Source organism: Bradyrhizobium vignae (assembly GCF_004114425.1).
Lineage (GTDB): Bacteria > Pseudomonadota > Alphaproteobacteria > Rhizobiales > Xanthobacteraceae > Bradyrhizobium > Bradyrhizobium vignae.
This window is the reverse complement of record NZ_RDQF01000057.1, coordinates 32,083-50,774: the sequence shown is the minus strand read 5'-3', so window position 1 is coordinate 50,774 and position 18,692 is coordinate 32,083. Positions and strand designations below refer to the sequence as shown.

At 64.1% G+C, this 18,692-nt stretch carries 18 protein-coding genes and 1 pseudogene; 5 read left to right on the top strand and 14 right to left on the bottom strand.

Annotated features, from left to right (window positions below):
* Nucleotides 1-258: 258 nt before the first annotated feature.
* Both EAV90_RS32280 and EAV90_RS32275 read right to left on the bottom strand, forming a co-directional pair.
* Nucleotides 259-1,230: an ABC transporter substrate-binding protein gene (locus EAV90_RS32280; RefSeq protein WP_160118865.1), complete on the bottom strand. Its 972-nt coding sequence runs from the start codon at nucleotides 1,228-1,230 to the stop codon at nucleotides 259-261.
* Nucleotides 1,231-1,785: 555 nt separating this feature from the next.
* A complete protein-coding gene (locus EAV90_RS32275; protein ID WP_129145742.1) occupies nucleotides 1,786-2,025 on the bottom strand; it encodes a helix-turn-helix domain-containing protein in 240 nt (79 codons plus the stop codon).
* Between the two features lie 86 nt (nucleotides 2,026-2,111).
* On the opposite strand from EAV90_RS32275, the gene EAV90_RS32270 reads away from it, so the two are divergent.
* On the top strand, nucleotides 2,112-2,837 hold the full coding sequence (locus EAV90_RS32270; protein WP_129145741.1) for a hypothetical protein: 726 nt from the start codon (nucleotides 2,112-2,114) through the stop codon (nucleotides 2,835-2,837).
* A 10-nt stretch (nucleotides 2,838-2,847) separates the two neighbouring features.
* On the opposite strand, the gene EAV90_RS32265 is transcribed toward EAV90_RS32270, so the two are convergent.
* Complete coding sequence (locus tag EAV90_RS32265) at nucleotides 2,848-4,521, bottom strand: recombinase family protein (protein WP_245509669.1); 1,674 nt, start codon at nucleotides 4,519-4,521, stop codon at nucleotides 2,848-2,850.
* Between the two features lie 82 nt (nucleotides 4,522-4,603).
* Nucleotides 4,604-4,705 (bottom strand): annotated as a pseudogene (locus tag EAV90_RS40240) (ATP-binding protein); the annotation flags it as partial.
* Nucleotides 4,706-4,933: 228 nt separating this feature from the next.
* On the opposite strand from EAV90_RS40240, the gene EAV90_RS32260 reads away from it, so the two are divergent.
* Nucleotides 4,934-5,179 (top strand): PilZ domain-containing protein, encoded by a 246-nt coding sequence (locus tag EAV90_RS32260; protein WP_028145870.1) that lies wholly within the window; start codon nucleotides 4,934-4,936, stop codon nucleotides 5,177-5,179.
* Nucleotides 5,180-5,259: 80 nt separating this feature from the next.
* Nucleotides 5,260-6,045 (top strand): tetratricopeptide repeat protein, encoded by a 786-nt coding sequence (locus EAV90_RS32255; RefSeq protein ID WP_129145739.1) that lies wholly within the window; start codon nucleotides 5,260-5,262, stop codon nucleotides 6,043-6,045.
* Between the two features lie 19 nt (nucleotides 6,046-6,064).
* On the opposite strand, the gene EAV90_RS32250 is transcribed toward EAV90_RS32255, so the two are convergent.
* The 7 genes from EAV90_RS32250 to rsmI form a co-directional block, all read right to left on the bottom strand.
* Complete coding sequence (locus tag EAV90_RS32250) at nucleotides 6,065-7,354, bottom strand: CpaE/TadZ family protein (protein WP_122400238.1); 1,290 nt, start codon at nucleotides 7,352-7,354, stop codon at nucleotides 6,065-6,067.
* Nucleotides 7,351-8,082, bottom strand: coding sequence for a CpaD family pilus assembly protein (locus EAV90_RS32245; RefSeq protein WP_129145738.1), 732 nt, complete (start codon nucleotides 8,080-8,082; stop codon nucleotides 7,351-7,353). The genes EAV90_RS32250 and EAV90_RS32245 overlap by 4 nt, the downstream gene beginning before the upstream one ends.
* A 52-nt stretch (nucleotides 8,083-8,134) precedes the next feature.
* Nucleotides 8,135-9,649, bottom strand: a complete 1,515-nt coding sequence (locus EAV90_RS32240; RefSeq protein ID WP_129145737.1) for a type II and III secretion system protein family protein — start codon at nucleotides 9,647-9,649, stop codon at nucleotides 8,135-8,137.
* Nucleotides 9,650-9,659: 10 nt separating this feature from the next.
* Nucleotides 9,660-10,478 (bottom strand): Flp pilus assembly protein CpaB, encoded by an 819-nt coding sequence (gene cpaB, locus EAV90_RS32235; RefSeq protein ID WP_129145736.1) that lies wholly within the window; start codon nucleotides 10,476-10,478, stop codon nucleotides 9,660-9,662.
* Between the two features lie 496 nt (nucleotides 10,479-10,974).
* Nucleotides 10,975-11,919, bottom strand: coding sequence for a glutathione synthase (gene gshB, locus EAV90_RS32230; protein ID WP_129145735.1), 945 nt, complete (start codon nucleotides 11,917-11,919; stop codon nucleotides 10,975-10,977).
* Between the two features lie 10 nt (nucleotides 11,920-11,929).
* A complete protein-coding gene (locus tag EAV90_RS32225; RefSeq protein WP_129145734.1) occupies nucleotides 11,930-12,331 on the bottom strand; it encodes a YraN family protein in 402 nt (133 codons plus the stop codon).
* Nucleotides 12,318-13,268 (bottom strand): 16S rRNA (cytidine(1402)-2'-O)-methyltransferase, encoded by a 951-nt coding sequence (rsmI, locus tag EAV90_RS32220; RefSeq protein WP_122400232.1) that lies wholly within the window; start codon nucleotides 13,266-13,268, stop codon nucleotides 12,318-12,320. The genes EAV90_RS32225 and rsmI overlap by 14 nt, the downstream gene beginning before the upstream one ends.
* Before the next feature lie 330 nt (nucleotides 13,269-13,598).
* Here rsmI and EAV90_RS32215 point away from each other — a divergent pair, with 330 nt between their 5' ends.
* Nucleotides 13,599-14,831 carry a penicillin-binding protein activator gene (locus EAV90_RS32215; protein WP_208738561.1) on the top strand — a complete coding sequence of 411 codons (1,233 nt, stop codon included), beginning with the start codon at nucleotides 13,599-13,601 and terminating at the stop codon, nucleotides 14,829-14,831.
* 41 nt (nucleotides 14,832-14,872) lie between these two features.
* Here the strand turns inward: EAV90_RS32215 and hemW are convergent, their stop codons facing one another.
* The 3 genes from hemW to rph are packed head-to-tail and all read right to left on the bottom strand — an operon-like array spanning nucleotide 14,873 to nucleotide 17,373.
* Nucleotides 14,873-16,027, bottom strand: a complete 1,155-nt coding sequence (gene hemW, locus EAV90_RS32210) for a radical SAM family heme chaperone HemW (protein WP_129145732.1) — start codon at nucleotides 16,025-16,027, stop codon at nucleotides 14,873-14,875.
* Nucleotides 16,014-16,649 carry an RdgB/HAM1 family non-canonical purine NTP pyrophosphatase gene (gene rdgB, locus EAV90_RS32205; RefSeq protein ID WP_129145731.1) on the bottom strand — a complete coding sequence of 212 codons (636 nt, stop codon included), beginning with the start codon at nucleotides 16,647-16,649 and terminating at the stop codon, nucleotides 16,014-16,016. The genes hemW and rdgB overlap by 14 nt, the downstream gene beginning before the upstream one ends.
* A gap of 10 nt (nucleotides 16,650-16,659) precedes the next feature.
* On the bottom strand, nucleotides 16,660-17,373 hold the full coding sequence (gene rph, locus EAV90_RS32200; RefSeq protein ID WP_122400228.1) for a ribonuclease PH: 714 nt from the start codon (nucleotides 17,371-17,373) through the stop codon (nucleotides 16,660-16,662).
* Nucleotides 17,374-17,541: 168 nt separating this feature from the next.
* Here rph and hrcA point away from each other — a divergent pair, with 168 nt between their 5' ends.
* Nucleotides 17,542-18,630, top strand: coding sequence for a heat-inducible transcriptional repressor HrcA (gene hrcA, locus EAV90_RS32195; RefSeq protein ID WP_122400227.1), 1,089 nt, complete (start codon nucleotides 17,542-17,544; stop codon nucleotides 18,628-18,630).
* The last annotated feature ends 62 nt before the right edge of the window (nucleotides 18,631-18,692 follow it).

Below are 18,692 nucleotides of genomic sequence, written 5' to 3'. Positions count from 1 at the left end.
TCGAGTTCGTCTTCCCATCCCAGCATGGTCAGCCCTCCAAGAGCCGACCACCCATGAATCATTGAAAAATTGATTCGGGAATCCTATAAAACGCGCCAAAATCAACAATCTGCCAAAGTAGTGCTAGAGCCCACATCCGTTGTGGGTCATCGGCAGCCCTAGCGGCCCGGAAATGCGACTTCCAGTCTTCCTCGAACAACGGACATAGTCAGACTGAGCTGGCATATTCAGACTGGCAGTAGCGAAAATCCCCCGACGTCATTCGATCGTCTCGTCCGCCGTCGCCGCGATCGACGGCGGCACCTCGATCCCAAGCTGCCCGGCGGTCTTTAGGTTGATAACGAGTTCGTAGCGGTCTGGCCCCTCGATCGGTATATCACCTGGTCTGGTACCCTTGAGGATTGTATCGGCCATTGTCATGGCGCGAGGGAAATAGGGCCCTAGCACGGGGCCGTAGGTGAGAAGGCCACCTGCTTTTGCGTTAGGCTTCCAGATTGAGATGCTGGGCAATCTGAATTCAAGAGCGGCAGCGGCAAAAAGGCCGGGGTTTGCCGTCAACGTCGGAGAAATCAAAAGCAATACGCCGCTCGTGCTTTCCAGCTTTGCGAAGGCGTCGCGAAATTCCTCCGGCTTGCTCAACGTCAGCGTCTGGGTCTCGAGGCCGGCAGCACCGGCCGCGATTCTGGCTGCTTCCAATTGGTCCGGCCGTGTGCTCGGATCCCAAACAATGGCAAGCTTCCTCAAGCCGGGCACCACTTCCCCCATCAGGGTGACTAACTTGCCCGTCAAGCTGGTCTGATCGAGGAACAGTCCGGTCAAATTGCGCCCGGGCTTTGCCCAACTGTCGATGAAGCCTGCCTTGATCGGATCCGTCTCAAGATCAATTGCCACGACCGGTAAGTCGGGAGCCGCGGAGAGTGCGGCTGTTGTTGCCGGCAGACCGACCACGATGAGCACCCCGACGCCGAGATCAACGAGTTCTCGAGCGAGGTCCGGCAGCCGTGAAAGGTCCCCTTGCGCAGATCGTAACAGGATCGTCTCACCCTCTATATAGCCTAGCTCACGGCCGCGCTTCAGCAACCCCGTCAAAATCACAAGACGCGGGTCGATCGTAAAGGGATGCAGGTAACCGATCTTTCGCGGTTGGCCCGTGGCTTGAGATCTGGCTAATCGTGCTGCCCAAGCAGCAACCGAGATGCCTGCCAAGCCAATGAATTTGCGCCGTCTCATACTCTGACGCCCCTGCCCAGATGAAAACATATTATCCGGTTGAATCGGTAAAGCGGAAGCTATCTGGCAGACTTTCCCGTAGTCCGCGGTGGGTCAAACTCGACAAAACTCAAAGTGAGCATAGCGCGTCCGCTTTCAGCCACATCGCGACCACATCATCGGCACTCGGGCATTGAGTCTGCTGTTGATCATGGTTCGAATCGCAAACCGAAAGGGGCCAAAGCATGCGCTACGAAGTATCCGAGGAAGGGCGAACTTGCCAGCAGGCCGATGCTGCCAAACAAGCCGCGCGGCGATCAGAATGGACTGTCGTGCGTCGCACTGCCGGCCGGTGAGGCGAACGACAACTCCCGCGGCCCTCCCACCGTGGCGCCCTCGGACTGATGATGTTTTGCACTCGGCCAGTACCGCGGTCCGGCTGTGGAACGCCTTTGCTCGGCCTCCGCTTTTGTCCCAGCCTTCCGTGACGGTGGAGACGCGAGGGCCAAGATCCCGGACAAGTCCAGCCAAGAAACGGACTGGATGACCACCGGGCTCGGCAGGGGAACGGAGACCCTATTCGGCCCTCTTCCGGGAGGCGGGTCGGCTGGGACGCCGGAAGAATTCGACCGGGTCCACATCCAGGACGTCCGCCAGTTTCCCAATGATCTCCAGTCCGACGTAGGTTGCGGCCCGCTCGACCCGGCTCACGTAGGCCCTATCCACTCCAGCGTCGTGCGCCAACTGCTCCTGGGAGAGCTTCCGGGCATGCCGGACGCGCCGGAGGTTGGTCGCAAAAAGTTGGCGTAGGTCCATGTCCTAGCCAAACGACCTGTGGTTTATTAGCCCACGGCTTTAAAGCCTCAAAGCGCATCGAAATTGATTGGGACGAGGACGCTGAAATGTCTGCGGCGAGAAAATTAGGAGCTACGGTTACGGTAATCGGCATTGTTGTTGTCGCGGCTAATCCGGGATTGCTCTCGACTGCGGCTACAGCAATTGACCGGTTTGTGGGATCCAATGGCTTAGGATGCGGAGATGACGCCGTCGTCACTGAGGTCAGATCGCTGGCGCAGGGTCACAAGAGCCCTTCGGAGAACTCGCTATACGCAACGGCTCTGGGCTCGTCAGGTATTCAGAAAGAGGACGTCGTTCACCCGGGCGTCGGGTGGGTCAGGCCGGACCTAGACCGGCAGATAAAGGCCGCAGAGGACGCATGTCACCGTCGGTTCGGCAGTTACGACTACGGCATGACATGCTCACGACTGCGCGGGACCAAGACTCCGGACCAGCTAAAACAATCCGGTGACGCCATAAATCGTCTCAGTGCGAGCGACATCCAGTACTGGTACGATAATTTTTGGCCCGTGTATCAACGCATCAATGCTGAGGAGGCACGGTCTACAAAAGAGTACGACGAAAAGGTCGCGGATTTCGATAAGCGGATCACCTACGGTGTGGGTTTGATCAGGCTTCAGCGTCGAGATGAGACCACAGGGAAGATCTCTTGCGCGGCCAAGCTTACGATTAACGCGCCCTCCGGTTCGTGGTCTAAGGACGTCAAGTATACGATTGAGCCCACCACGGACGGCGATGCTTACATTCAACTGTATGGTTTGTCGGATTAACTTTGGGCGCTCAGCGTGAGGCGCTTGGAAGAACGTGAGATAACGAGTCTCGCGGTGGCTTGCCCTTGCCGTCCCAAGCGATGACTTGCTCGAGATAGCTCAAAGGCTCATTTGTTCGCGGGTAGATGATTCTCACAGGGCCATTCTGGAGCAGCACGGTAAAATGGCGACCGTCCTTCCCTTTTTGATGAGGCTTCATCTTGTATCCCTCGGGCTGCTCTCGAAGGGACGCGATAGATAGGTGCTCAACAAGGGTTTTCAGATGCGCCGCCAAACGTGCTCTCAGCTTGAATAGCTCGGGGTCTCCAACGCGCTGAAGGCGATCAATGGTTTCCCGGACCTCGTCTCTGCTCCGCAGAAGTTGTTCGCGTCGTGAGACGGTCTGTTCTCGCTCCTTGAGGCAAGACTCGTGACGCTTCACCAGCTCAACTTTTTGTGCCTCTAGCTCCTTGAGCTTGGTGGTCACGAATTCGATTGGGCCTCCACCTTCTAAGACCGCATAGGTCTTCTCCATGAGATCGCCGAGTTGCGCCAGCTTACCCTTGATTGCCGCAATCTCGGTCTCGTGCTTGTGCTGCGCGTTGTCGGCCGATTCATTCACCAGCCTGCCAAGGTCAACTTCCTCCACGAATGCGAGGAATGACGTCTCGAAATCCCGGTAACGCCAGCGGACTGCTGGGCACCCCAGCCGTCGCAGGGCGCGGTGGCAAATCATGTACGCCCCGCCCTTGCGACCGGAGCCTTTGTTCTCCAGCTTTACTGGCGAACCGCAGTAGGCGCACATGGCGAGTCCAGAAAATAGGTTAGTGAACGCCGCCCCTTTTCGTCCCGCACCGTTAACGCGCCTTTCGGACTTTGCTAGCTGGGCGCGATAGAAGAGTCCCTCGTCGACAACAGCTGGGTAGTAATCCCGGCTCGGCTCGCCGTCCGCAACTCGTTTCCCGTTTTCCCTGCGGTGGGGTTGAAACTCCCCTATCACCGCCCGGTTCGCGAGAATCTTGGCGACGTATGACGTATGCCATCCATCGGGGCTGCCGAAGGTCGGCACGCCACGCTGGTTTAAGCTCACTGCAATGGAGTAGATGCCCATTCCCGATGCGGCATCCTCGAAGATCCCCCTCACCACCTCGACGCGCTCCAAGATCGGCTCGTAGCAGGACCGGTCGTCGCTCAGCCGGAGCCATGCTGGGCACCATTTGGTCATAGGTACCCGGGCAGCGGCGCGCGCACGCTTGTTCTTCCACGCTGACCCAATTCGCCGACTCTTCGTGAGTGATTCCTCGTGCGCCCGGGCCATCACCACCAGCGAATAAATGAGGTCGCCCAGATCGTTCGTGCCGGCCGGATAGACCCTGTTGTCGGCCAGCGTAACCACGTTGATGCCGGCCTGTATGATGCCGAGGAAGAGGGACTGTGCCTTCAATAGCTCCTGTCGGCTCAATCGATCGAGTGATTCGACCAGGAGAAAAGATCCCGGTTTCACCACCCCCGAATGGACGGCCTCTAGAAACTGGCCAAGCTTTCCGCCACGAAGGTTAGCGCCCTTGAAAGCCGATACGCCGATATCCTCGTATTCGGCGTCCTCCGCCAGTTCTAGCCCGTTAGCTGCGGCGTAGGCCCGCGAAGCCTTCAGCTGGCGTCGCTTCCCGTCACCTCTGAGCTGAGGTCCCGTCGAGAGGCGCAAGTAGGAATATGCTTGAGTTTTCAATGGTATGATGCCCGCCCCAATTTGGGGTGGCCTACCATATTTGGGGGTTTATTGACAACACTATTGCGAAGGCCGGCAGGCCCGGCGCGACCTGCACCTGCACGTCGACCGCGCGGGCCTCGATCCCCTCAAAGGCGACGGTAGAAACCCGTTGAACCATGCCCGAACCAGCCTGCCCTGTCCTGCAATTAGGGGTAGCAGAGGGCGGCCGTTCTCGCAAGAACAATACAGGAACAATGCTTAGAGCCCGCGCAAGTCCTAATTAGTCGTAAACGCGACGCTGAGACTACGTCTCGAATGCCGGCTTCCGTCCTCAGCACATTCCAACGAATGTCCGCTACTCCTGGGCTCGCGGGATGGGCCGTGATCTAACAAGTGAAGAAGCAAGATGCTGGTAAATCGCCGGAGAAGCGAACGTCGGGTGTGCAGCCGGCTCGCCAAGATCCATTTTGGGGCGGGCTCGCTGCCGCGGGATTGCACGATCACGGATATTTCGGATGGCGGCGTGAAAGTGGTGGCGGAATTCCTGGAAGTGCCGCCGCAATTCACCATCATCTTCGCGCCTGATTATTCCCGCCAATGCCGCCTGCGCTGGCGCATCGGCTGCGAATTCGGTGCCGAATTCGTCGACTGAACCTCAACAGGCGCGCCTCCTTAACGGGACTTTAGCGTTAATGGGTAAGCATCTCTGATCAGTTGCCGAGTGATCAGAGTATGTCCAAGCGTTCGTTCCTCGCTTTTCCCCCGGCGAGATATCTGTGTTCCGCCGTACTGATCCTTGCCCTCGGCGGCTGTCAGACCACCGGCATCGAGGACGTCACCGGTGCGCTCGGCGGCAAGCAGGCGTCCGTCGCTGAGGCCGACAGCAAGGCCGACGCCAGGCCGGAGATGGACGCACTTCGCGAGCGTTATCGTGCCAAGCCCAGCGATCCCGCAATCGCGATCGAATACGGCAAGGCGCTGCGCGACAGCGGCCAGCGCGCGCAGGCGGTCGCGGTGCTCGAGCAGGCCGTGCTCGCCCGTCCCGGCAACAAGGCGCTGCTCGCCGGCTATGGCCGCGCACTCGCCGACAACGGCAATTTCCAGCAGGCCTTCGACGTCCTCGGCCGGGCGCATTCGCCGGAGGATCCCGATTGGCGCATTCTGTCGGCGCAGGGCGCGGTGCTCGATCAGCTCGGCCGCAACGAGGAAGCCCAGCAATATTACGCCGCGGCGTTGAAGATCGTGCCGAACGAGCCGACCGTGCTGTCCAATCTCGGACTGTCCTATATGCTGCAAAACAATCTGTCGAAGGCCGAACAGGTGCTCGGCCGCGCTTATCAGCGCAATCAGAACGATGCGCGGGTCCGCGCCAATCTGGCCCTCGTGCTGGGATTGCAGGGGCGCGAGGCCGAGGCCGAAATCCTCGTGAAGGCAGATTTGCCGCCGGACCAGGCAGCGGCCAAGGTCGCGGCGCTGAAGCAGCTGCTGGCAAAGAAGCAGCAGCGGGCGGACAAGTAATCCGCCCCTCTGATGTACCCTATGACGCCTTGCGATGCGGGGCCGAGCCGCGCCCTGACCTGCCCTTCAGCTTCTTCAACAGCGGCTCGAGCAGCGAGCGCTTCGGCTTCTTCACGTCGCCGCGGCCGGCGAGGCGGTTCGCCATGTTCTGGAACAGGAGGGTGGTGCGGTGGGTCTTGGAGACCTCCGCGATCATCTGGCCGTTATTGGCCGCGGTCGAGAACAGTTTCGAATCGAACGGGATCACCGCGATCGGCTGGCTCTCCATGGTCTTGGCGAACGCCTTGACCTCGATCTCCGCGCGCCGGTGCATGCCGACCTGGTTGAGGCAGTACAGCGGCGGCCGGTCGTTCGGCCGCGCTGTCTTCAGAACGGTCAGCATGTTCTTGGTGTTGCGCAAGTTGGCGAGATCGGGCTCGGCCACGATGACGATATCGTCGGCGTTCACCAGCGCGCGTCGCGTCCAGCCGGACCATTGATGGGGAACGTCGAGCACGATGCACGGCGTGGTCATGCGCAGCGTGTCGAACACCGCGTCAAAAGCTTCGGCACCGAAATCGTAGACGCGGTCGAGCGTGGCGGGCGCCGCAAGCAGGCTGAGGCGATCGGTGCATTTGGCGAGCAGGCGCTCCATCAGCGCCGTGTCCGGCCGGTCCTGCGACAGCACCGCGTTGGCGATGCCCTGCACCGGGTCCTGGTTGTAGTCGAGACCCGCCGTGCCGAAGGCGAGGTCGAGATCGATCACGACGGAATCGAGCGAAAGGTCTCGCGCGATGGTCCAGGCCAGATTATGCGCGACGGTGGACGCGCCGACGCCGCCCTTGGCGCCGACCACCGCGATGACGCGGCCGGTGATGATGGCCTCGGACGCCGAGAACAGGCTGCAGATCGAGCGGACCACGTCGAGGGTTTCGACCGGTCCGACCACGTAGTCGTTGACGCCGCGGCGCACCAGCTCGCGATAGGGCGCGGTGTCATTGGGGCTGCCGATCACGACCACGCGGGTGCCGGGATCGCAGACGCCGGCGAGGTCGTCGAGTCCCTCCAGGATGTCGCGCGTGCCGTCGGACTCGATGACGATCACGTTCGGTGTCGGCATCGATTCATAGGCTTCGATTGCTGCAGCGAGGCCACCGTCCTTGGCGGTGAGGTGAGCCTTGGCGAGCCGGCGATCCTGGCCCGCCGCGGTCACTGCCTTGAGCGTCTGCTCGGTCTCGCAAAAGGCTTGCACCGAAATGCGAGGAACAGGCGCGATATGTTCGTCGGGGTGCAGCGGATCGTCCGCGTCTTCTTCGTCAAGCCGTGTCATTTGCCGGTATCGCTGAGTTTGGCCTTGTCGGATTCGGGAGAGGGCGTCGCGATCGGCGTGCCCTTGCGGTAACGGTCGAAGGCGATGTCGCGCCGTGCGGTATAGGCGGGTGTCTCGGCGCGCGGCTGCTCGAGGTCGGCCGGGTTGTCGATCATCGCGGCGAGATTGCGCTGGCTGGCGCAGCCCAGATTGAAATAAGGCCGGTTCTCGTTGTAGCCGGGGTCGAGGATGGAGGGGCCGACGTCTTCCGGCCACAGCCCGCACGGCCCGGCGACGGCCGCGATCTTCGAATAACTCAGGCGAATGGTCGGCAGCAGCCCGGGATCCTCAGGACGGTAGGGATGCTGGACGATGGCGCGCGACGGCACGCCGCCGGACGTGAGCACGGAGCGGATCTCCTGATAGGTCGCAGCAGCCGCGCGCGAATTGGCGGTGTCGGCGGGCACGTCGACGACGACGGAGCCGGTGCCCTCGCGCACCCAGTCCCGCGCGATGCCCGCGACGTCCGCATGCTGTGCAGCCGAGAGGCCGCCGCGCGCCTTGCCGACGAAGATCACGATCGACTTCTTGCCTTCCTGCACCGCGATCGGGTGGCGCTGGCGATAATCGGTCGGCACCGTCTGGGTGACGATCTCCGTGGTGTTGCAGGCGCCGAGCATGACAGAGAGCCCCGTCAGTGCCAGCGTGATCCGCAAATTGCGACGTCGATCGGCTGATGTTGTCGTCATCGCCTGGTCCCCTTTGCCCCCGTTTCGCGCCCCGGTCCCCAAACCGTTCGTCTCAGTCGATGATGAAGCCGAAATCACCGGGCGTGCCGGCGACCGGATCGACACGGGTCGCGATGCCGTAGAGGCGATTGACCCGGCCGAGCAGCGCCCTCTGCGCGTCCGAGGCCGGCGCGAAGCCGTCGTCGGGCCGCGACAATTCCTTCTGAGCGACCGCGCGCACCACATAGGGCGTCACGATCACCATCAGCTCGGTCTCGTTGTTGACGAAGTCCTGGCTGCGGAACAGCGCGCCGATGATCGGCACCTGGTCGACACCAGGCAGCCCGTTGATCGCCTGCTTGGTCTGTTGCTGGATCAAGCCGGCCATCGCCATCGAACCGCCCGAGGGAATTTCCAGCGTGGTCTCGGCGCGGCGGGTCTGGATCGATGGAATGGTGATCGAGTTGTTCGCGAACGAGGACACGGCCTGCGTCAACGTGATCGAGTTGGTGTTCGACAGCTCCGAGACCTCCGTCATCACGCGCAGGCTGATACGGCCTTCGCTGAGCACGACCGGCGTGAAGTTCAGGGAGATGCCGAACTTCTTGTAGGTGACCTGGGTGGTGCAGACGTGAGTGACCGGATCGCAGGCATAGCCCCCGGGGATCGGGAATTCGCCGCCGGCGACGAAAGTGGCGGATTCGCCCGAGATCGCGGTCAGGCTCGGTTCGGCCAGCGTGCGCATGACACCGGCGCTCTCCATCGCCCGCATGGTGGCGTTGACGGTGGCAACGCCCTTGGCGAGCCCGGAGACGCCGAGCCCATTGCTGCCGACGATCGGCCCGCCGGAGACCGAGAACGGGTTGGAATTGTTGAAATTCACCACGGCGGTGCCGGCGTTCAGGCTGGCGCTGAGATCGACGCCGAGCTGCTTGACGATATCGCGGCGGACCTCGCCGACCACGACCTTGAGCATGACCTGATCGCGGCCGCGCACCACGATGTTGTTGACGACCTTGTCCGAGCCGCCGACGAGCTTTGCGGCGACGTCGCCGGCCTGCTGAGCCTCGACCGGGCTCGACACCGAGCCGGTCAGCATCACGCTGTCGCCGACGCCTTCGATCTGGACGCCCGGCAGCGACTGGCGCAGAGCGGCGCGCATGCCGTTGAGGTCGCGCTTCACCGCGATGTCGTAGGAGGCGACCTGCTGGCCGTCGGCGGCGAAGAACACGACGTTGGTCTGGCCGACCTGGCCACCGATGATATAGGCGCGCTGGGCCGAGCGGATCACCGCATTGGCGATCTTGGGGTCGGCCACCAGCACGTCCTTGACCTCGCGCGGCAGGTCGATGACGACGGACTTGCCGATGCCGAGCGACAGAAAGCGCGTCCGCGCCGGTGCGATCGTCGCCACCGACGACACGCCGAGATCCGACGCCTGCATCGGCTCCTGGTCGCCGACCGGCGCATCCGCAGCACTGAGCACGCCGGGGGCCGCGAGCCCCAGTATCAATATCGTCCCCGCCAGGAGCGCGCGCGCGCGCTTCCCCCGAATGCGCAGGCCGGTCCGATCACCCCCGTAGTTCATGCTGTCCCCATCACCTCTGTGACGTCAGTTGCCGTGCCGGCACGCCATAACGGATCACGTTCACGCCGCCCGGGCGCTTGATCGCCTGGTCCTCGGGTGTGCCGTCGACCGCGTTGGCATCGACGATGCTGCGCAATGCGAGTGTCAGAGTGCCGCCCTGGCGTGCGGCCGAGAGCGTGGCGACCTGGTCGGGCCGGAGCTCGAGCGTGACGGTCTTGCCGATCACGGCGTTCTGGCCGTCCTTCTCCTTCGGCGCCTGGTCGATCGCGAGCACGCGGATGTTGGTCAGAATGACCTCGGACAGGACGAGATCGTTGCCGCCGGTCGGACCGTTGGTGTTACCGTCGGGATTCTTCAGGCGGCGGGTCAGGACGATGTCGACGCGATCATTCGGAAGGATGAAGCCGCCGGCCCCGGTTTCGGCTGAAATCTCGGTGGAGACGGCGCGCATCCCGGAGGGCAGGATCGCGGCCATGAAGCCGGAGCCTTCGGCCTTGACCAGCTTCTGCTCGCGGATCGGCTCGCCCTGCATCAAGGGCACGCGCGCGATCGAGCCGGCGATCTGGGTCTGCGCCTCGGGCCGGCTGTCGCGGCGAATGAAGGCGCTGCTCGCAGTCGCCGCCGGCCAGGCCTGCCATTGCAGGTCGTCGGGCTTGACGGCTTGGCCGAGCTGGATGTCGTTCTTCGCGACAAGGACCTCGACCGTCGGCAGCTTCTCGGCGGCCGGGAGGGCGGGCGCGGGTGCATTCTGATAGCCGCTCGCCAGATACGCAGCGACGCCGCCGGCGCCGAGAGCGATGACGAGAACGACGATGCGTGCGGTATTCATACGTTTCTACTCTTACGCGGGGCACTCGAACCGCACCTGGCGTGTTCCCCCGCGTCGATGAGTAGGGAGTAAAAGTATAAGGGGTGTTGCGAGGCCGAACGCGATCGCCGGCCAGCGATGCTGGTTTTCGGCAGATGGTGAACGTCGCGTTATCTGAGGCCACGCGGCTCCGTAGATTCACGCATCCCGACGCGCGCATTTGGATGAGACGCGGGGCGTCATGGTGAACGGGTGGTTAGTGAAAAGGGCCTGCCTGAAGCCGCGTGATTGTACCGGCGAGACGGCAGCAAGGCACCACAACATCGGTGTCGTCCCGGCGAACGCCGGGACCCATACCGCGTGATATCTCGGCTGTAAAAGATAGAAGTACCAACGGCGAGTTTTCGCCACACCACGTCCTGTGGGAATGGAACCGGATCGGCGCTCCGCTTCGCTGCGCTTGTCCGGGACGGCGTTGGAGAGAGATCATACGCTCTCGTAGCAGCGTGCGCGGAAGCTACTTCTTCCGCTTCTGCTCGATCACGTCCCAGATCTTCGCCGCGACATCAGGGCCGCCGAGCCGCGAGATGGCGCGGATGCCGGTCGGCGAGGTGACGTTGATCTCGGTGAGGTTGCCGTTGATGACGTCGATGCCGACGAACAAAAGGCCGCGCTCGCGCAGCGCCGGGCCGAGCGTGGCGCAGATCTCGCGCTCGCGCGGGGTGAGCTCGGTCTCCTGCGCCGCGCCGCCGCGCACCATGTTGGAGCGCAGGTCGTCGGTGGCCGGCACGCGATTCACCGCGCCGGCGAACTCGCCGTTGACGAGGATGATGCGCTTGTCGCCGTGCTTCACCTCGGGGATGAACTGCTGGATCACCCAAGGCTCCTTGAATGTGACCGAGAACATGTCGAACAGCGAGCCGAAATTCATGTCCTGCGGCATCACGCGGAATACGGCCGCGCCGCCGTGACCGTGCAGCGGCTTCATCACGACGGCGCCGTGCCTGTCGCGAAACGCGTTGATCTCATCCAGGTCGCGCGAGATCAGCGTCGGCGGCATCAGCTGCGGAAAATCCATCACGAACAGCTTTTCCGGCGCGTTGCGCACGGAGGCAGGATCGTTGACGACCAGCGTCTTCGGATGGATGCGCTCCAGGAAATGCGTCGAGGTGATGTAGGCGAGGTCGAACGGCGGGTCCTGGCGCAGCAGCACCACGTCAAAACCGTTCAGCGCTTCGCGCTTGGGCTCGCCCAAGGTAAAGTGGTTGCCGGGCTCGTCGCGCACGGTCAGGAGCTGAACCGGAGCGACCAGCTCTTCGCCGACCATGGAGAGCTTGTCGGGCGTGCAATAAGACAGGCCATGGCCGCGCCGCTGCGCCTCCAGCAGCAGCGCAAAGGTGGAATCGCCCTTGATGTTGATGCGGGCGATGGGATCCATCTGGACGGCGACGTTCAGTTTCATGATCTGCCTTTCAGGTCGAGGCGTCGAATGCCGCCAACACATGGCGCGGAAGCGAGCGCGGCGCAATCAGCATGGCGTCGAATCGCAATTCGAATTCGGCATGCTCGGGATGCGCCACAAGCCAGCCTTGGGCGGCGTCGATGATGCGCTGCTGCTGGCGCGGCGTCACGGCGAAAGCAGCGTCATCCAGGCTCGCCCGCGCCTTGACCTCGACGAAAGCGATCAAATTGCGGCGGCGCGCCACGATGTCGATCTCGCCATACGGGGTGCGGTAACGTTTGGCGAGGATGCGATAGCCCTTGGCCATGAGGTATGCGGCGGCGCGGCTCTCCGCGGAGATGCCGGTGCGGAACGCGGCGACGCGCTCGGGCGAGGCGACCTTCGGTTCCGCCGGAGGGTCAGTCTTCGCCATCGCCGCCTCGCAGGTCCTTTGCGAGCTCGAGCGCGCGGGCATAGACCTCGCGGCGCGGCCGGCCCGACAGTGCCACCGCATGCGCCACGGCATCCTTGACGCTGTTGGCGGCAAGCTGCTCGCGCAAGAGACCGTCGAGCGCATCCGATGCCAGCACGTCGGCGTCGGCTGCAGGCGGACCGATCACGAGAACGAATTCGCCGCGCGTCTCCGGCGCGTCGGCTTGCCGCGCGAACTCGGCGAGGGGGGCACGCCTGACCTCCTCGTGCAACTTGGTCAGCTCGCGGCAGACCGCTGCCTCTCGTTCACCCATGATTTCGGCGAGATCGGTCAATGTGGCCTGCATGCGATTGCCCGATTCGAACATCACCAGCGTCGCGTCGATGCGCGCAAGCTCGGCCAGGCGTGCGCGGCGCGCTGCCGATTTCGCCGGCAAGAAGCCCTCGAAGAAGAAGCGGTCGGTCGGCAATGCAGCGACCGACAGAGCTGCCAGCACCGAGGATGGGCCGGGCAGCGCATACACCGGATGGCCCGCAGCGCAGACCTCGCGCACCAGCTTGAACCCGGGGTCGGAGATCAATGGCGTGCCGGCATCCGACACCAGAGCGACCGAGCCGCCTTGCGCCAGCACTTCAAGAATCTTCGGGCGCGCCGCTTCCGCATTGTGCTCGTGATAGGGCTTGAGCTGCGCCGCAATCGCATAGCGTTCGGTCAGGCGGCGCGTGATGCGGGTGTCCTCGCAGGCGATGACATCGACGCCGGCGAGCGTCTGAAGCGCCCGCAGGGTGATGTCGCCGAGATTGCCGATCGGTGTCGCCACCAGATGGAGGCCCGGCGCGACCTTCGGCGCGGCAAACCGATGGGCATCGATGGAGAAGCCGCGCATGGCGGCGTCTTGAGCTTCAGGCGTATTTATCGGGGCCGGCTTTGCGCGCATAATGAGGTCAACTTAGGCACGATCCGCAGGGCTGGGAACCGGCTGGCGGAAAAAGATCGTGCGGAGGTGAGGGGCGGGGAACGGACGGGAATGTGGATCACGTTGAGAGGTAATCAGGGCGCTTGCGCCATATTCACGACGGAAACGCCGCCTTGATGCTGAATGAGTGATGGTGAACAGCTGCCGGGACGGGGAGGCGGCCGTGTTAAGCGCTTGTTATCCTTTTGTTTTGGTTAACCATTTGCCGACAATATGCCTGAATCCGCGGGCTTGTGCCGCGGAAGCAATGTCATGACCGGCCGGCGACGGCCGGTCAGAAGAGAAGCTGCCATGGTGGGCCCGCGTCATCCAAAGTCTCCCATTCCGGGGTCCCGATTGTCGGGAGCGACCCGCCGGAGTGCGCTTGGCCTGTTGCTCGGTGCGCCCGTGCTGTCGGCCTGCGCCGGCGTGCAGCAAGGTCTCAGCCAGTTCTCCAACCCGTTCTCAAGCTCCACACCGCCGGCCCAGCCGGCGGGTCCCCAGCAGCAGGCGACGACCGCCGGCACCGGCGGCGTGAAGGTCGGTCTGATCTTGCCGCTCTCGGCCGCCGGCAATGCGGGCCTCGCCGCGCAATCCATGCGCAATGCCGCCGAGATGGCGCTGGCCGAGTTCCAGAACCCGAATATCCAGCTGCTGATCAAGGACGACAATGGCAGCCCGCAAGGCGCACAGGCCGGCGCGCAGCAGGCGGTCGACGAAGGCGCCGAGATCATTCTCGGGCCGCTGTTCGCGCAGTCGGTGCCGGCGGTGGCACAGGTCGCGCGCACGCGCGGCATTTCCGTCCTCGCCTTCTCGACCGATTCCAGCATCGCCGGACGCGGCGTCTATCTGCTCTCGTTCCTGCCGGAGTCCGACGTCAACCGCATCGTCGAATATTCCGCCAGCATCGGAAAGCGCTCCGTGGCCGTGCTGGTACCCGACAATGCCTATGGCAATGTCGTCGAGGCCGCCGTGAAGGCGGCCGTTCCGCGGCGCGGCGGACGCATCGTCGCCTTCGAGAAGTACGGCGCCGATCGCGCCACGCCGGCGCGCACCGTGGCGCCGCAACTCGGCAGCGCGGATGCGCTGTTCATCGCCGATGACGGCGATGCCGTCGTGTCGGTGGCAGATGCCATGACCGCGGCGGGCGCGAACCTGCGCAACATCCAGCTGCTCGGCACCGGCTTGTGGGACAATCCGCGCGTCTATGCCAGCGCGGCGTTGCAAGGCGGCCTCTATGCCGCGCCCGACCCGGCCGGCTTCCGCGCCTTCTCCGGCCGCTACCGCACCAAAGATGGCGGCGAGCCGGTGCGAACCGCCACGCTCGCCTATGACGCGGTCGCCCTCGTCGCCGCGCTCGCGCGCACGCAGGGCGGCCAACGCTTCTCCTCCGATGTGCTCACGAATCCTTCTGGCTTCGCCGGCATCGACGGCCTGTTCCGCTTCCGCGCCGACGGCACGAATGAGCGTGGGCTCGCAGTGATGAAGGTGACGCAAGGCGGCGGCGTTGCGGTCGCGGGCTCGCCGAAGAGTTTTGGGGCGTAGCCGGTTCTCCCCTTCGTGCGGGACGACGACGGGGAGAGAGCTCAGGCCGCCAGATCCGCTACCACGGCATCCAGCACCGGAAATCCGCTGCTGGTCACGCGCAGCCGTCCCGTTGCATCGACCGTGATGGCGCCCTCCTCGCGCAGGAGCGCGATGCGGCGGGGATCGAGCGGGCGGCCAGAGAGTGCCCTGTAATGCTCGGGGTCGATGCCTTCGGCGAGACGCAATCCCATCAGCAGGAATTCGTCGGCGCGCTCCTCGCTGTTGAGCAGCTCGTCGGTGACGATGCCATCGCCGTTGGTTTCGACCCGCATCAGCCAGGCCTCGGGACGCTTCTCGGTGGCGGTGGCGTGCCTGATGCCGTCGATGTCGAGGCGGCCATGCGCGCCGGGGCCGATGCCGGCATATTCCTCGCCACGCCAGTACACCAGATTGTGCCGGCACTCGGCGCCGCGCCGCGCGTGATTTGAAATCTCGTAGGCGGGCAGGCCGAGCTTGTCGCAGGTCTCCTGCGTGACATCATAGAGCGCGCGTGCGGCGGCTTCGTCCGGCGTCTTCAATTTGCCGGCCTGGTGCAGGCCGAAGAACGGCGTGCCTTCCTCGATCGTCAATTGATAGAGCGACAGATGCTCGGCCGCTTCATCAATGGCGTGCCGCAGCTCGTCGGCCCACATCGCCGGCGTCTGGTCGGGGCGAGCGTAGATCAGGTCGAACGAATAGCGATCGAACGAGCGGCGCGCGATGGCGACGGCATCGAGCGCCTCGCGCGCGCTGTGCATGCGGCCGAGCGCCTTCAGCGAGGCGTCATCGAGCGCCTGCACGCCGAGCGAGACGCGGTTGACGCCGGCAGCGCGATAGCCGGCAAAGCGCGTGGCTTCGACGCTGGTCGGATTCGCCTCCAGCGTGACCTCGACGTCGCCGGCGACAGCCCAATGCTTGCCGATCGCATCGAGCACCGCGCCGACGGTTGCAGGCTGCATCAGCGACGGCGTGCCGCCGCCGAGGAAGATCGAGGTCACCTCGCGGCCCGGCGCACGCCGTGCGGTCGTTTCGATCTCACGTCCGAAGGCGGAGGCGAAGCGCGCTTCGTCGATCGCGGCGTGGCGGACATGGCTGTTGAAGTCGCAATAGGGACATTTCGACAGGCAGAACGGCCAGTGCACGTAGACGCCAAAGGCTTCCTTAGCGCGGCTCAAGGCAGATCTCCGCCAGTTTCACGAAGGCGCGGGCGCGATGCGACAGGCCGAGGCCGAGCGGTGGCAGGCCGTGCTTCTCGACGCTTTCCATCTCGCCGAAGGTACGGCTGTGGCCATCGGGCAGAAACATGGGATCGTAGCCGAAGCCGGCATTCCCGCGCGGCGGCCAGACCAGCGTACCGTCGACGCGCGCCTCGACCTGTTCGAGATGATCGTCGGGCCAGGCAACGCAGAGCGCGGAGACGAAATGCGCTCTTCGGCGGTCGGGCGTGGTGGCGCCGCGCTCCTGCAACAGCCGCTCGATCTGCGCCATCGCCGCCGCGAAATCCTTGTTTGGGCCGGCCCAGCGCGCCGAGAAAATGCCGGGCGCGCCGTCGAGCGCGTCGACGACGATACCGGAATCGTCGGCGAAAGCAGGAAGCTTGGTCGCCTTCGCCGCGGCGCTCGCCTTGATCGCGGCATTGCTACGGAAGTCGTTTCCGGTTTCCTCGGGCTCGTCCAGACCGAGCTCACCGGCCGACACCGCCTCGATCCCATACGGCGCAAGCAGCTCCTTCATCTCGGCGAGCTTGCCGGGATTGTGGGTGGCGATGACGAGCTTGTCCGTGATTCGGCGGTGCATGGCCTATTGACTACGCCACGGCCAGTTTCTGCAAGTCCACCAGACGCGCGACGCCCTTGCGCGCCAGCGCCATCAACGCCAGGAACTCGGTTTCGGTGAACGGCTCGCGTTCCGCGGTGCCCTGCACCTCGATGATGCGGCCATCCCCGGTCATGACGAAATTGGCGTCGGTCTCGGCCTCGGAATCCTCGGCATAGTCGAGATCGAGCACCGGCGTGCCGTTGTAGATGCCGCAGGAGATCGCGGCGACGTTGTCGCGCAGCACGTTGGCCTTCACCATGTTGCGCGCCTTCATCCAGTTGACGCAATCGGCGAGCGCGACCCAGGCGCCGGTGATCGAGGCCGTGCGCGTGCCGCCGTCGGCCTGGAGCACGTCGCAATCGACCGTGATCTGGCGTTCGCCGAGCGCTTCGAGATTGATGATGGTGCGAAGCGAGCGGCCGATCAGGCGCTGGATCTCGACGGTGCGGCCGCTCTGCTTGCCGACTGAGGCCTCGCGGCGGGTCCGTTCCGAGGTCGCGCGCGGCAGCATGCCGTATTCGGCGGTGACCCAGCCGCGGCCCTGGCCCTTCAGCCAGGGCGGCAGGCGGTCCTCGAGCGTGGCGGTGACCAGCACATGGGTGTCGCCGAATTTCACCAGGCACGAGCCTTCCGCATATTTGACCACGCCACGCTCCAGCGTCACGGGGCGCAATTCGTCGGGCGCACGGCGGCTTGGCCGCATGGGAAATCCTCCAAAACTCACGGGAAAAGGCTGTTCGCGGTGCTTGTAGGTGGGGCAGGGGTGGGCGGCAAGGTTTTTTCACCCCTCGCCTTCGAGGCCGCAAACGCCCCGCTTGTCAGAACCGCCCTGGATGGACAAATTATGAGCATCTGAGAGGAGTTACCGTCTGTGGCCCATCACGATCCGATCCATCTGATCGCGCCGCGCGCAGGCCTCGCCCAGCTCAACGAGCGTTCCCGCGACATCTTTCGTCAAATTGTCGAAAGCTATCTCGCGACCGGTGAGCCGGTGGGCTCGCGCAATATTTCGCGCCTGATCGCGATGCCGCTGTCACCGGCCTCGGTCCGCAACGTCATGGCCGATCTGGAACAGCTCGGCCTGATCTATGCCCCGCACACTTCGGCGGGCCGGCTGCCGACGGAACTAGGCTTACGCTTCTTCGTCGATGCCCTGATGCAGGTCGGCGACCTCAATGAGGCCGAGCGGCAGTCGATCCAGAGCCAGCTCTCCTCCGTCGGCGAGGCGCAGTCGGTCGAGGCGGCGCTGGACCAGGCCCTGATGCGGCTCTCCGGCCTGACCCGGGCCGCCGCTGTCGTGTTGACACCAAAATCCAATGCGCGGCTCAAGCACATCGAATTCGTCCGCCTGGAACCGGAGAGGGCGCTGGTGATTCTGGTCGGCGAGGACGGCCAGGTCGAAAACCGCGTGCTGACGCTGCCGCCCGGAGTTCCCTCCTCGGCTCTGATCGAGGCTGGCAATTTCCTCAATGCGCGAATCCGCGGCCGCACGCTGGCCGAGGCGCGGCTCGAGCTCGAAACCGCGCTCGCCGAGGCCCGCGCCGAGCTCGATCAGCTGACGCAAAAGGTGATCTCGGCCGGCATTGCCAGCTGGTCCGGCGGCGAGAACGAGGACCGCCAGCTCATCGTTCGTGGCCATGCCAATCTGCTCGAAGATCTGCATGCGCTGGAGGATCTGGAGCGGGTGCGCCTGTTGTTCGACGACCTCGAGACCAAGCGGGGCGTCATCGACCTGCTCGGCCGGGCCGAAACCGCCGAGGGCGTACGCATCTTCATCGGCAGTGAGAACAAGCTGTTTTCCCTGTCGGGGTCCTCCACCATCATCGCGCCCTATCGGGATGCCGCCGGCCACATCGTCGGCGTTCTCGGCGTGATCGGCCCGACGCGGCTGAATTATGCCCGCGTGATCCCGACCGTGGACTACGCCGCCCGTATCGTCAGCCGCCTGCTGGGGGGCTGACCGGCGTTTCCGCCGATCACGGGCGCTTGATTTTCGTGGCCTCAGGCACGATATCCGGGCCA

Excerpts from the sequence above, each read along its gene's own strand:
- EAV90_RS32280 (WP_160118865.1), bottom strand. The coding sequence starts at position 1,230 with ATGAGACGGCGCAAATTCATTGGCTTGGCAGGCATCTCGGTTGCTGCT.
- EAV90_RS32275 (WP_129145742.1), bottom strand. The coding sequence starts at position 2,025 with ATGGACCTACGCCAACTTTTTGCGACCAACCTCCGGCGCGTCCGGCAT.
- EAV90_RS32270 (WP_129145741.1), top strand. The coding sequence starts at position 2,112 with ATGTCTGCGGCGAGAAAATTAGGAGCTACGGTTACGGTAATCGGCATT.
- EAV90_RS32260 (WP_028145870.1), top strand. The coding sequence starts at position 4,934 with ATGCTGGTAAATCGCCGGAGAAGCGAACGTCGGGTGTGCAGCCGGCTC.
- EAV90_RS32255 (WP_129145739.1), top strand. The coding sequence starts at position 5,260 with ATGTCCAAGCGTTCGTTCCTCGCTTTTCCCCCGGCGAGATATCTGTGT.
- EAV90_RS32250 (WP_122400238.1), bottom strand. The coding sequence starts at position 7,354 with ATGACACGGCTTGACGAAGAAGACGCGGACGATCCGCTGCACCCCGAC.
- EAV90_RS32245 (WP_129145738.1), bottom strand. The coding sequence starts at position 8,082 with ATGACGACAACATCAGCCGATCGACGTCGCAATTTGCGGATCACGCTG.
- EAV90_RS32240 (WP_129145737.1), bottom strand. The coding sequence starts at position 9,649 with ATGAACTACGGGGGTGATCGGACCGGCCTGCGCATTCGGGGGAAGCGC.
- cpaB (WP_129145736.1), bottom strand. The coding sequence starts at position 10,478 with ATGAATACCGCACGCATCGTCGTTCTCGTCATCGCTCTCGGCGCCGGC.
- gshB (WP_129145735.1), bottom strand. The coding sequence starts at position 11,919 with ATGAAACTGAACGTCGCCGTCCAGATGGATCCCATCGCCCGCATCAAC.
- EAV90_RS32225 (WP_129145734.1), bottom strand. The coding sequence starts at position 12,331 with ATGGCGAAGACTGACCCTCCGGCGGAACCGAAGGTCGCCTCGCCCGAG.
- rsmI (WP_122400232.1), bottom strand. The coding sequence starts at position 13,268 with ATGCGCGCAAAGCCGGCCCCGATAAATACGCCTGAAGCTCAAGACGCC.
- EAV90_RS32215 (WP_208738561.1), top strand. The coding sequence starts at position 13,599 with ATGGTGGGCCCGCGTCATCCAAAGTCTCCCATTCCGGGGTCCCGATTG.
- rdgB (WP_129145731.1), bottom strand. The coding sequence starts at position 16,649 with ATGCACCGCCGAATCACGGACAAGCTCGTCATCGCCACCCACAATCCC.
- rph (WP_122400228.1), bottom strand. The coding sequence starts at position 17,373 with ATGCGGCCAAGCCGCCGTGCGCCCGACGAATTGCGCCCCGTGACGCTG.